Annotated in this window: 11 protein-coding genes and 1 tRNA gene; 3 read left to right on the plus strand and 9 right to left on the minus strand. The window is 71.9% G+C overall.

Annotation, left to right across the window (positions count from 1 at the left end; translation table 11 throughout):
• Positions 1-209 precede the first annotated feature (209 nt).
• Positions 210-866 (plus strand): MerR family transcriptional regulator, encoded by a 657-nt coding sequence (locus ACZ4XJ_RS28860; protein ID WP_362877734.1) that lies wholly within the window; start codon positions 210-212, stop codon positions 864-866.
• Here ACZ4XJ_RS28860 and ACZ4XJ_RS28865 read toward each other — a convergent pair.
• Positions 848-1,651 carry an exodeoxyribonuclease III gene (locus tag ACZ4XJ_RS28865; RefSeq protein ID WP_468497914.1) on the minus strand — a complete coding sequence of 268 codons (804 nt, stop codon included), beginning with the start codon at positions 1,649-1,651 and terminating at the stop codon, positions 848-850. The two genes, ACZ4XJ_RS28860 and ACZ4XJ_RS28865, sit on opposite strands and share 19 nt — an antisense overlap.
• 38 nt (positions 1,652-1,689) lie before the next feature.
• Here ACZ4XJ_RS28865 and ACZ4XJ_RS28870 point away from each other — a divergent pair, with 38 nt between their 5' ends.
• Positions 1,690-2,184, plus strand: coding sequence for a GNAT family N-acetyltransferase (locus ACZ4XJ_RS28870; RefSeq protein ID WP_362877694.1), 495 nt, complete (start codon positions 1,690-1,692; stop codon positions 2,182-2,184).
• Positions 2,185-2,381: 197 nt separating this feature from the next.
• Here ACZ4XJ_RS28870 and ACZ4XJ_RS28875 read toward each other — a convergent pair.
• The 7 genes from ACZ4XJ_RS28875 to galU all read right to left on the minus strand — a co-directional run bounded on the left by ACZ4XJ_RS28875 (position 2,382) and on the right by galU (position 7,814).
• A tRNA-Ala gene (locus ACZ4XJ_RS28875) sits at positions 2,382-2,455 on the minus strand.
• Between the two features lie 85 nt (positions 2,456-2,540).
• On the minus strand, positions 2,541-3,626 hold the full coding sequence (gene sepX, locus ACZ4XJ_RS28880) for a divisome protein SepX/GlpR (protein WP_468497915.1): 1,086 nt from the start codon (positions 3,624-3,626) through the stop codon (positions 2,541-2,543).
• 155 nt (positions 3,627-3,781) lie between these two features.
• Positions 3,782-4,402 (minus strand): GNAT family N-acetyltransferase, encoded by a 621-nt coding sequence (locus ACZ4XJ_RS28885; RefSeq protein ID WP_362877696.1) that lies wholly within the window; start codon positions 4,400-4,402, stop codon positions 3,782-3,784.
• Positions 4,403-4,419: 17 nt separating this feature from the next.
• A complete protein-coding gene (locus ACZ4XJ_RS28890) occupies positions 4,420-5,019 on the minus strand; it encodes a MogA/MoaB family molybdenum cofactor biosynthesis protein (protein ID WP_468497916.1) in 600 nt (199 codons plus the stop codon).
• Positions 5,016-5,495 (minus strand): cyclic pyranopterin monophosphate synthase MoaC, encoded by a 480-nt coding sequence (gene moaC / locus ACZ4XJ_RS28895; protein ID WP_362877698.1) that lies wholly within the window; start codon positions 5,493-5,495, stop codon positions 5,016-5,018. The genes ACZ4XJ_RS28890 and moaC overlap by 4 nt, the downstream gene beginning before the upstream one ends.
• Before the next feature lie 71 nt (positions 5,496-5,566).
• Positions 5,567-6,907 carry a molybdotransferase-like divisome protein Glp gene (gene glp / locus ACZ4XJ_RS28900; protein WP_362877699.1) on the minus strand — a complete coding sequence of 447 codons (1,341 nt, stop codon included), beginning with the start codon at positions 6,905-6,907 and terminating at the stop codon, positions 5,567-5,569.
• A 4-nt stretch (positions 6,908-6,911) separates the two neighbouring features.
• Complete coding sequence (galU, locus tag ACZ4XJ_RS28905; protein ID WP_362877700.1) at positions 6,912-7,814, minus strand: UTP--glucose-1-phosphate uridylyltransferase GalU; 903 nt, start codon at positions 7,812-7,814, stop codon at positions 6,912-6,914.
• Between the two features lie 94 nt (positions 7,815-7,908).
• On the opposite strand from galU, the gene ACZ4XJ_RS28910 reads away from it, so the two are divergent.
• A complete protein-coding gene (locus ACZ4XJ_RS28910; protein ID WP_468497917.1) occupies positions 7,909-8,532 on the plus strand; it encodes a 5-formyltetrahydrofolate cyclo-ligase in 624 nt (207 codons plus the stop codon).
• Here ACZ4XJ_RS28910 and ACZ4XJ_RS28915 read toward each other — a convergent pair.
• On the minus strand, positions 8,529-11,441 hold the full coding sequence (locus ACZ4XJ_RS28915) for a penicillin acylase family protein (protein ID WP_468497918.1): 2,913 nt from the start codon (positions 11,439-11,441) through the stop codon (positions 8,529-8,531). The two genes, ACZ4XJ_RS28910 and ACZ4XJ_RS28915, sit on opposite strands and share 4 nt — an antisense overlap.
• Positions 11,442-11,550 lie beyond the last annotated feature (109 nt).

Raw genomic sequence — 11,550 nt, forward strand, 5'->3', positions numbered from 1 at the left:
CATGCCCGCCGCCTTCCGCTTCCGCAGTCCCAGCCACCACACCGCAACACTGCCAGCAATCACTGGCACAATCGGGAGAGTAGAGCAGCTCCGTACCCATGGGTAGGGGTCGCGCCGGGAAAGTTACTGCGGGTACGACCCGATGTACGGCCTAGGCTGCGCGTGTGGCGCACGAAGAGACAGCAGTGACGACGGAGGACGGGCCCGCGATGGCACGCGAATACCGGACCGCGGAACTGGCCGACGCGGCCGGCATACCGCTGCGCACCCTGCGCTTCTACCGCGAGCGCAAGCTGCTCCCGCCGCCCCGCCGCGAGGGCCGGATCGCCTGGTACGAGGACCACCACCTGGCCCGCCTGCGCACCATCGCCGCGCTCCTGGACCGCGGTCACACGCTGGGCGGCATCGCCGAACTGATCGCCGCCTTCGAGAACGGCCGCGATGTCGGCCAGCTCGGCGAGCTGCTCGGCATGGGCTGGTCCGAGGAGACCCCGGTCCGCCTCACCCCCGAGGCCCTCGCCGACCACTTCGAGGGCGAGGTCACCCCGGAGAACCTCGCGACCTCCCTCGACCTCGGCTACCTCGCCGTCGACGGCGAGGCCATCGTGCACGTCAGCCGCCGCCTGCTGGACGTCTCCTCGGCGCTGGTGCGCGAGGGCGTACCGCTGGCGGCCGTGCTGGAGACCGGCCGTCGGGTACGCGAGCACGCGGACGCCATGGCCGCCCTCTTCACCGAGCTCATCTCCACGCACCTGTCCGAGGAGTCCCTGCCCCGCCTGCGCCCCCTCGCGAAGAGCGTGGTCGAGGCGGAGCTCACCATGGCGATGGACCGGCTGACGGCCTCGAATCAGGACCCGAGCGCGTAGGCCACCGACACCGGGGCGTGGTCCGACCAGCGCTCCGGGTGGGTCTCGGCGCGCTCCACCCAGGCCTTCACGGCCTTCGCGGCCAGCCCCGGGGTCGCGACCTGGAGGTCGATGCGCCAGCCGGCGTCGTTGTCGAAGGCCCGACCCCGGTAGGACCACCAGGAGTACGGACCCTCGGTGTCGGGGTGCAACTCGCGCACGACGTCGACGTAACCGGCCTCCGCGTACACCTTCCCCAGCCACTCCCGCTCCTCCGGCAGGAAGCCGGCGTTCTTGCGGTTGGTCTTCCAGTTCTTCAGGTCGGCCTCCCGGTGGCAGATGTTCCAGTCACCGCACACCACGACCTCGCGGCCGTCGGCGGCGGCCGACACCTTGAGCGCGGCCAGGTAGGGGAGGAACTCGTCCATGAACCGGTACTTCTCGTCCTGCTTCTCGGTCCCCGCCTCGCCGGAGGGCAGGTAGAGGCTGGCGACGGTCACGCCCGGCAGGTCGATCTCCAGGTACCGCCCGGCGGCGTCGAACTCTTCGCTCCCGAAGCCGACGCGCACCCGCTCCGGGGCCCGGCGCGTGTACAGCGCGACCCCGGCCCGCCCCTTGGCGGCGGCCGGCGCGAACACCGTGTGCCAGCCCGCGGGCGTGCGCACCTCGTCCGGAATCTGCCCTTCCTCGGCCCGTACCTCCTGGAGGCACACGACGTCGGCGTCGGATCCCGCGAGCCACTCCCCGAAGCCCTTCTTGGCGGCGGCGCGGATCCCATTCACATTCACGGAGGTCACAGTGAGCATCCCCGCACCATAGCCGGAGCCTTCCGTACGATGTCCTGATGTCTCACGGGATACACCTGCGCACCGCCGCCTACGACCACCCCCACGCCGTCGACCTCGACGCCCGGGTCCAGCTGGAATACCAGCAGCGCTACCAGGGCGAGGGCGACGCCACCTTCCTCGACCCCGGCATGTTCGTCCCGCCGAACGGCCTGTACCTGCTGGCCTACGACGCCTCGGACACCCCCGTGGCCAGCGGGGCCTGGCGCCGCATGGAGCGCGCCGAGGAGGGCTACTCCGAGGGCGACGCCGAGGTGAAGCGCATGTACGTGGTCCCCGAGGCCCGCGGTCTGGGCCTGGCCCGCCGCATCCTGGCCGACCTCGAAGCCGACGCCCGCGCCGCCGGCCGCCGCCGCATGGTCCTGGAGACCGGCGACCAGCAGCCGGAGGCCATCGCCCTCTACCTCTCCTCGGGCTACGCCCTGTCGGAGAAGTTCGGCCACTACCGCTTCCACGAGTCCAGCCGTTGCATGACGAAGTCCCTGACGGCCTGACCCACCCGACGGCGGGCCCGCCGGGTCGACTCCGGCGGACCCCCGCCGCTCACCGACCCTCACCCGAGTCGGACCGCGCCCACGGGCGTCCGCACCCGAACATCGCCACGACCCCACGAACGCCGAAATCCCGCCCGGTCTTTCGACCTGACGGGATTTCGGGACGTTCTCGGGAGCAACCCGTGAACTGTCGTTTGTGGACCTGTGGGGATTTGAACCCCAGACCCCCTCGATGCGAACGAGGTGCGCTACCAGACTGCGCCACAGGCCCTTGCGACGTGTGAAACATTAGCATCCCCTCGCGGGTGCTCCAAAACCGATTCTCCGGAGCGTCCGCGCAGGTCACCGATCGCCGATCACTCGTTCGCGGCGCGCGGGCGGTCCTCGCCCTCGTACTGGTCGAACAGCGGGGTGCGACCCCGCTCGCGGCCGCGGGGGCGGGGCGTCGTGGCCTGGGCCCCGAGTTCCGGTCGGGCCGCCCGGCCCGTCTCCGGACCCGTCGCCGCCTTCGCCTCCGGCCTCGGCTCCGACGTCGGCTTCGGCACCCCGGGCTGCGCCCGCAGTCGGGGTTCTGTCGGCTCGGCGGTACTGGAGCGGGTGGAGCTCCAGCCGTCGGGGGCGGCCGGTCCGGTGGCGCGGGGGGCGACGGGGGCGGTCACGTACGTCGGCAGCGGGACCGGGACCGGCTCCCAGCTGTCGCCGCGCGCCGGACCGCGCTCACGTTCGCGCTGCTGGTCCACCCACTCGGCGTGGTCGGTCTGCTCGACGAGCGCGCGGCGCCCGGCCTCCTGGGGGGAGACCGGTGGCGCGGGGTCCGGTTCGGCGCCCGCGGCGGCGCCGTCGTCGGCCGTCCGGCGCCGGGGCCGGTTCTCCCGCAGGTTGCGGGCGGCGGCCTCGGCGCGGCGCCGGTCCATGGTGAACTCGTAGCGCCGCCGCTCGTGGACCCGCAGGTGCACGATGTAGGCGCTCAGCAGCAGGGCGGGGACGGCCGGCGCCCACAGGTAGTGGAGGCCGCCGACCGCGGCGACGACCGCTCCGCAGCTGAACACCAGGAAGAGCAGCGCGGTGGTGCGCCGGCGGCGGGCGAGCACCTGGAGGCGCTGCTGGCGCCGGACCCGTTCGGCCTCGGCCAATCTCGGTTCGGCCCTGGTCGGGGGCACGTCGAAGGCCCGGGCGTCGGCGTCCACGGAGTTGACCGTTTCCGTCGCGGCGTCCGGCTCCCCGCGGGGCTGGGGCTCCGCCTGTTCGTCACCGCGCTCACGCAGCCCCTTGGCGTAACGGCGCTCCATTCCCGCCCGGCCGGAAAGCAGCCGGATGGCGGTGGAGAAGCGTTCCGTCGGACGCGCTTCGTTCAGCTCGTCCTGCCTCCGGAGCCACATGGGCACCAAGTAGGCGGCCCAGGCCCCGACAATGACTGCGTAGATGAGGCCGCTGCTGCTCACACCCCACACCGTAGAGGGGCGCGGGCGGGGGGATCAGCCAATTGAGTCGGTGTGTCGCACGATCAGGCTGATATCACGGACTTTTTTTGTGATTCTTCGGATCAGGTTATGGGCGACCCGGTCAAGAATTCGAACGCATTTACGATAACCGCTTTTCAGGCGACCGTCGGCGGCATGTCCTGGGGCTGCGGTCGCGTCCGGTGCCACCGGCGCAGCAGCCCCTCCGGGACCTCCTCCACCGTCAACGCGAAGACCAGGTGGTCCCGCCAGGCCCCGTCGATGTGCAGGTACCTCGGACGCGTGCCCTCCGCGCGGAAGCCGAGCTTCTCCACCACCCGGCGGCTGGGACCGTTCTCCGGGCGGATGCACACCTCGACGCGGTGCAGTCCCACCTTCGCGAAGCAGTGGTCCACGGCGAGCGCGACGGCCGTCGGCATCACGCCGCGGCCCGCCACGTCGCGGTCCACCCAGTAGCCCACGTGGGCGGCGCACATCGAGCCCCAGGTGATCCCGGCGACCGTCAACTGGCCGACGAGGCGCCCCTGGTACTCGATGACGAAGGGCAGCATGCGGCCCGCGTTCGCCTCCCCCCGCAGGTGGCGGACCATCTGCCGGAACGTCGGCCGGTGCACGACGGGGCCCCAGGGCGCGGGCGGCGGAATGGTGGCCTCCCACGGCCGCAGCCATTCGCGGTTGCGGCGGTTGACCTCGCGCCAGGCCCGCTGGTCCCGCACCTTTATCGGCCGGAGCGTGACGTCACCGTCCGCGAGCGCCACCGGCCAGGAGGGGCCGTTCAGTTCTGGCTCCCGGGGTCCGCCGGGGGTCTGGGGTGGTCGCCGCCGCGGATCTGGTCGACGGCGTGCGGCAGGATCCGGGCCAGCACGGCGAGGCCGTCCTTCACGCCGCCCGTCGAGCCGGGCAGGTTCACGATGAGGGTGTGGCCGGCGACGCCCGCCAGGCCCCGGGACAGGGCGGCGGTCGGTACCTTCGCGAGGCCCTCGGCGCGGATGGCCTGGGGGATGCCGGGGATCTCGTAGTCCAGTACGCGGGCGGTCGCGTCCGGGGTCCGGTCGGTCGGCGAGATGCCGGTGCCGCCGGTGGTGAGGACGACGTCGTACCCGGCGGCCACGGCCTCGCGCAGCGCCGCCTCGACGGGGTCCCCGTCCGGGACCACGCGCGGGCCGTCCACCGCGAAGCCGAGCTTCTCCAGCGCCTCGGCGAGCAGGGGGCCGCCCTTGTCGGCGTAGACGCCCCGCGAGGCGCGGTTGGAGGCGGTGATTACCAGGGCGCGCGGCGCGGGCGTCTCGGCCGCGGCGGGCGCCGCCGCCGTCCGGGCCCCGCCGGCCGCCGGCGGGACGTGGCTGTGGACCTCGCCGCCGCGGGGGGCGTTCATCCCCGGCTCCAGTCGCCCGACTTGCCGCCGGTCTTCTCCTCCACCCGGACGTCGGTGATGACCGCGCCCTTGTCGACGGCCTTCACCATGTCGATCACGGTGAGCCCGGCGACCGCGACGGCCGTCAGGGCCTCCATCTCGACACCCGTGCGGTCGCTCGTGCGGACCGTGGCGAGGATCTCGACGGCGTCGTCGACGACCGACAGGTCGACCTTCACGCCGGACACCGCCAGCGGGTGGCACAGCGGGATCAGGTCGGGGGTCTTCTTGGCCCCCATGATCCCGGCGATCCGCGCGGTGGCGAGGGCGTCGCCCTTGGGCACGCCCTCGCCGCGCAGCAGCTCGATCACCCGGGGGGAGACGAGGACGCGTCCGCTGGCGCGGGCAGTCCGGGTGGTGACGTCCTTGGCCGAGACGTCGACCATCCGGGCAGCGCCGGCCTCGTCGATGTGGGTGAGCCTGCTCTCGGTACTCATGCTGTGCCGCTCCGCTCTGGGCCCCGGGGGGCCTGTGTGGTGCGACACACGCTACCCGCACCGGCGGGTGGTCAGCCGAGCAGGATCACTTCCAGGTCGGTGCCGGGCTCCACCGAGGTGACGTCCTCCGGTACGACCATCAGGGAGTCGGCGTGGGCCAGCGCGGCGATCAGGTGGGAGCCCGATCCGCCGACCGGGGAGACGGTGCCGTTATCGGCGTCGTACTTGCCGCGCAGGTACTGCCGGCGGCCCGCCGGCGACCCGAGGGGCTTGTCGCACGTGAGCACCGCCCGCACGCTCGGCCGGTTGACCGCGGACGCGGGCAGGCCCATCAGCGCCCGGATCGCGGGCCGCACGAACAGCTCGAAGGAGACGTACGAGGACACCGGGTTGCCGGGCAGCGCCAGCAGCGGGGTGTGGTCGGGGCCGATGGTGCCGAAGCCCTGGGGCTTGCCGGGCTGCATGGCGAGCTTGCGGAAGTCGACGTTCCCCGCCGCGGCCGCGTCGTCGCCGGCGGAGACGGAGGTCAGGGCCTCCTTGACCACGTCGTACGCGCCGACGCTGACCCCGCCCGTGGTGACCAGCAGATCGGCCCGGATGAGCTGGTCCTCGATGGTCGAGCGCAGGGTGTCCGCGTCGTCCGCGACGGCGCCGACGCGGTAGGCGATGGCGCCGGCGTCCCGCGCGGCCGCCGCCAGCGCGAAGCTGTTGGAGTCGTAGATCGTGCCCGCGGCCAGCGTCTCACCCGGCTGGACCAACTCGCTGCCGGTGGACATGACGACGACCCGCGGTCGCGGCCGGACCCGGACCGTACCGCGCCCGATGGCGGCCAGCAGGGCGATCTGCGGCGGCCCGAGGACGGTACCGGCGGCCAGCGCCAGGTCCCCGGCCTGTACGTCGCTGCCGCGGGCGCGGACGTGCGCCCGCGCCTCGGCGGGCCGGTGGACCCGCACCTCGCCGCCCGCGCCCTCGGGCGCGGTGGCGGCCGGGGTCATCCCGGAGGCCGCACCGCCGCCGGCGCCGCCGTCGGTCCACTCGACCGGGACGACGGCTTCCGCGCCGGGGGGCAGCGGGGCGCCGGTCATGATGCGCGCGGCCTGGCCGGGGCCGACGGTGGGCAGCTCGCCGCTGCCCGCCGCCACGTCCCCGATCACCGCGAGCACCGCGGGGAACTCCTCGGTCGCACCCTGGACGTCGGCCGTGCGGACGGCGTAACCGTCCATGGAGCTGTTGTCGAAGGGCGGGAGGGCGACGGGCACGGTGACGTCCTCGACCAGGACACAGCCCTGGGCGTCGAGCAGCTGGAGCTCGATGGGCTCCAGCGGCCGGACGGTGGCGAGGACGTCCGCGAGGTGCTCGTCCACGGACCACAGACGCTGGTGGCCGGTGTCCTGCGGTGCGGGACTGCTCAAGGTGCTACATCTCCTCCGTGACGTAACGGTGAAGCCAGGTGCGGAACTCGGGTCCCAGGTCATCGCGCTCGCAGGCGAGTCGGACGATGGCCCGCAGGTAGTCACCCCGGTCGCCGGTGTCGTAGCGGCGGCCGCGGAAGACCACGCCGTGCACCGGGCCGCCCACGGTCTCGTCGGCGGCCAGCTTCTGCAGGGCGTCGGTGAGCTGGATCTCCCCACCGCGGCCCGGCTCGGTCTCCCGCAGTATGCCGAAGATCGCCGGGTTCAGGACGTACCGTCCGATGACCGCGTAGTTGCTGGGCGCCTCGGAGGCGTCCGGCTTCTCGACGAGGCCGGTGACGCGGACGACGTCCGCCTCGTCGGTCGCCTCGATGGCCGCGCAGCCGTAGAGGTGCACGTTGGCCGGGTCGACCTCCATGAGCGCGATGACGGTGCCGCCGGTGCGCGCGTGGACGTCGACCATCTGGCGCAGCAGGGGGTCGCGGGGGTCGATGAGGTCGTCACCGAGGAGGACGGCGAACGGCTCGTCGCCGACGTGGGGCTCGGCGCAGAGCACGGCGTGACCGAGACCGCGCGGGTCGCCCTGGCGGACGTAGTGCATGGTGGCCAGGTCGCTGGACTCCTGGACCTTCTTCAGTCGGTCGTCGTCACCCTTGGCGATGAGGGCCGACTCCAGCTCGTAGTTCCGGTCGAAGTGGTCTTCGAGTGCGCGCTTGTTACGTCCTGTGATCATGAGGACGTCGTCCAGGCCGGCCGAGACGGCCTCCTCCACGACGTACTGGATGGCCGGTTTGTCCACGACCGGGAGCATTTCCTTGGGGGTCGCCTTGGTCGCCGGAAGGAACCGAGTGCCGAGGCCCGCAGCCGGAATGACGGCCTTTTTGATCACGGGGTGCAACTGAGTCATGGGCAGAACGATAGTGGCTCCCATCGAACACTCCGCTGGATACCGGTAAATACCTCCCGATATGCCCGAATGAACGAGCGATTGAGACTCAACTGTGGTAGAAAATCCGCCCGAAAACGGACCCCGCTCGCCCGAGAAGGCGTCCCTGCGCCGGGAACTGCTCGCCGCCCGGCGCGCCCTGACCGACGACGCGCGCCGGACGGCGGCCCGCGCGCTCGCCCGCACCGCCCTCGCGCTGCCCGAACTGGCCGACGCCGCCACGGTGGCCGCGTACGTCTCCGTCGGCGGCGAGCCCGGTACCCGGGACCTGCTCGACGCGCTGCGGGCCGCCGGCAAGCGGGTGTTGCTGCCCCTGTTGCTGCCCGACAACGACCTCGACTGGGCGGTGTACGAAGGCCCCGACGGCCTCGCGGAGGCCGCGCACCCGGGGAAGATGCGGCTGTGGGAGCCGGTCGGGCCGGCGCTCGGCCCGGACGCGGTGACCGGGGCGGACGCCGTCCTGCTGCCCGGGCTGGCGGTGGACGGGCGCGGCATGCGGCTCGGCCGCGGCGGCGGTTCGTACGACCGGGTGCTGGCGCGGCTGGAACGGGCCGGGGCGCACCCGGCGCTGGTGGTGCTCCTCTACGACGAAGAGGTGGTCGCGCGGGTCCCGGAGGAACCGCACGACCACCCCGTTCGGGCGGTCGCCACCCCCTCGGGGGTGGTGCGCTTCGGCTAGTTCGAGCCGGCCGGCTTCAACGTCAGGGTGTGGACGGTCGCCTTGTCGACGGCCGCCTTCCCGAAGGGCCAGTCCAGCAGTTCGCCCTTGGCCCAGAGGTTCGTCTGGTCCGTGTAGTTGTCGTGGTACGCGTGCCCCGAGGCGCCGGTCAGGTTGATCCAGCGGGACTTGTCCAGGTCGTTGAGGTTCACGACCATGCGCATCGACGGGACCCAGGTGACCCCGTACCCGCCGGAGGCGTTCCAGCCGGTGGCGTTGACGGTGGCCTCGCCGCCGCCCAGGTTCCACGGGCCGCGGTTGAGGAGCCACTGCATGAAGCCGGGGCCCTCGGTGCCGATCGTCTGGTTCTTCAGCGTCAGCTGGTGCAGCCGGCCCCAGCTCCAGGTCGACTGGTCCTTGCCGAGCTTGGCGGTGAGTTCCCAACGGGCGTCCTCCATGGCCCGCGCGAACAGCTCGTCACGGGTCGTGGTCGCCTTCTCCGCGCGGATCGCGGGGCTCTGCCACCAGGCCGACTTCTCGTCCTTGACCAGTCGGCGGACCACCTCGAACCAGCGGTCACCGCCGTCGGGCTGGGCCGAGTCGGCGCCTCGGGTACCGCATTCGCGGACCAGCTCGGCGAGGTCGTCGGCCGGACCGCTGGTCTGGTCGCGGACGTTGACGCAGCTGCCCTCGATGCGCAGTTCCTTCGGCATCTTGTCGCCGAAGGACAGCTTGAGGATGTTGCGCCAGACCGCGTTGAAGTAGGCGGCGGCGGCCGAGTCGGGCTCCTGGGTGTAGTTCCAACCCTCCAGCAGCTTCTGCGCCGAGCGCACGTCCGGGTCCGAGACCTGGATCTTGGCCAGCATCGGGGTCAGCAGCGCGGCGATCTCGCTGCTGTTGTCCATCTGCATGGTGCGCATGTCGTCGGTGGAGATCTTGCCGCTGTCCTTGATCTTCGCCTCGATGAGGTCGTTGATCCGCTGGCTGCGGGCGCCGTAGCCCCAGTCGGTGGTCAGCAGGTACGGGTACTTGCCCGCGCCGGTACCGCTCTCGGTGACCGCCTGGTTGGCGGTGACGACGTAGCCGCGTGCCGGGTTGAGCTCCCACGGCATCTCGTTCTGCGGGATGTATCCCGCGTTGCCGCTCTTCCAGGCGTACTTGGGGTCCCAGCCGGGGGCGGGCAGTCGGCCGTCGCCCTGGGTGCGGATCGGGATGCGACCCGGGGCCTGGTAGCCGATGTTGCCGGTGGCGCCCTTGTTGTCGGCGTAGATCAGGTTCTGCGACGGGACCTCGAAGTCCGCGGCGGCGGCCCGGAAGCTGTTGAAGTCCTTGGCCCGGTTCAGCTTGAAGACCGCGTCCATCGACTTGCCCGGGTCCAGCGCGGTCCAGCGCAGGGCCACGGCGTAGCCGTCGCCCCGGTCGGGCGCGGAGCTGGGGACGGGGGCGCGGGAGCCGACCGTACCGAGTTCGTCGCTGCGGTCCGAGATCAGCGGTCCGTTGTTGGTGGAGCGGACGGTGATCTTCTTGCTGGGACCGCCGGCGACCTTGATGACCTCGTCGCGGACGGTGAAGGGGAGCGTCTTGTTGTCGTAGACGTAGCCGTCGGGGCGGACCTGCTCCAGGTAGAGGTCGGTGACGTCGGCGCCGAGGTTGGTCATGCCCCAGGCGATGTCGGCGTTGTGGCCTATGACCACGCCGGGCATGCCGGAGAAGCTGTAGCCGGCGACGTCGTACTGGCACTGGGGCGAGGTCGCGCGGCAGTGCAGGCCCATCTGGTACCAGACCGAGGGCAGCTGCGGGGACAGGTGCGGGTCGTTCGCGAGGAGCGGCTTGCCGGTGGTCGTGTACTTGCCCGCGATGACCCAGGAGTTCGAGCCGATGCCGCTGCCGTTGGGGCCGAGGATGGCCGGGATCTCGTCCAGGGTCTTGGCGAGGGAGGTCAGCTGCGTGCGCAGGCCGACGCTCGCGCCCTGGGCGGTGGCGTTGCCGGCGAGACCGGTGGCGGTGCTGCCGCCCTGCGGGGCGACCTGCGAGCCGGTGCCGTTGCCCGTACCGGAGCCGGTACCCGAGCCGGTACCCGAGCCGGTGCCGGAGCCGGTACCCGAGCCGGTACCCGTACCCGAGCCGGTGCTGGAGCCCGTGCCCGTGCCCGTTCCGGTTCCCGTGCCCTGCGGGGTGTACTTGCCGCCCGCGACCGTGCCGCCCTCGACGATCGGCTTGTTCCGGTCGAAGGGGTACGGCGGGTAGAGCTCGTCGATCTGCGCCTGCGAGAGCTTGTTGGCCATCAGCGAGCGGTCGATCTCGTCCTGCATGTTGCCGCGCAGGTCCCAGGCCATCGCCTTGAGCCAGGCCACCGAGTCCACCGGCGACCACTTCTCCGGCGCGTAGCCCTCGCTCAGCTTGAGGGTGGCGTGCTCGACGGAGAGGTCCTTGCCGGACTTCCCGTTCAGGTACGCGTTGACCCCGTCGGCGTAGGCCTGGAGGTACTTCTTGGTCTCGGGCGAGAGCTTCGTGTCGTACTCGGCCTGCGCGACCTGCCGCCAGCCCAGGGTGCGCAGGAAGGCGTCGGTCTCCACCTGCCCGGAGCCGAACATCTCGGAGAGACGGCCCGAGGTCATGTGGCGGCGTACGTCCATCTCCCAGAACCGGTCCTGGGCGTGCACGAAGCCCTGGGCGCGGAAGAGGTCCTCGTCGTTGTCGGCGTAGAGCTGGGGGATCCCGTGCTCGTCGCGCTTGACGTCGACGGTCCCGGTCAGGCCGGGGACCTTGAGGGAGCCGGTCGTCTGCGGGAACGAGGCGCGTACGGTGTCCGCGCTCCAGTACGCGCCGTAGCCGAGGCCCGCCAAGAGCGCCAGGACCATGACGAGCACGAGCAGGCGTGCGCGTCGTCCCTTCTTCTTGACGGAAGGTCCGGATTCGTTGGCGGGCATCGCTGTCCTTAGAGGGGCAGGGTGGTCCTGAGTCTGGGAGCAACCATAGGCGCAGACCCGGGTTCGTTGATCCGCCAGGGGTAGGGGGGCAGCCCGGCCCGACGCGGAA

The organism is Streptomyces sp. NPDC029836, from assembly GCF_055574495.1.

Excerpts from the sequence above, each read along its gene's own strand:
- ACZ4XJ_RS28860 (WP_362877734.1), top strand. The coding sequence starts at position 210 with ATGGCACGCGAATACCGGACCGCGGAACTGGCCGACGCGGCCGGCATA.
- ACZ4XJ_RS28865 (WP_468497914.1), bottom strand. The coding sequence starts at position 1,651 with ATGCTCACTGTGACCTCCGTGAATGTGAATGGGATCCGCGCCGCCGCC.
- ACZ4XJ_RS28870 (WP_362877694.1), top strand. The coding sequence starts at position 1,690 with ATGTCTCACGGGATACACCTGCGCACCGCCGCCTACGACCACCCCCAC.
- ACZ4XJ_RS28890 (WP_468497916.1), bottom strand. The coding sequence starts at position 5,019 with ATGAACGCCCCCCGCGGCGGCGAGGTCCACAGCCACGTCCCGCCGGCG.
- moaC (WP_362877698.1), bottom strand. The coding sequence starts at position 5,495 with ATGAGTACCGAGAGCAGGCTCACCCACATCGACGAGGCCGGCGCTGCC.
- galU (WP_362877700.1), bottom strand. The coding sequence starts at position 7,814 with ATGACTCAGTTGCACCCCGTGATCAAAAAGGCCGTCATTCCGGCTGCG.
- ACZ4XJ_RS28915 (WP_468497918.1), bottom strand. The coding sequence starts at position 11,441 with ATGCCCGCCAACGAATCCGGACCTTCCGTCAAGAAGAAGGGACGACGC.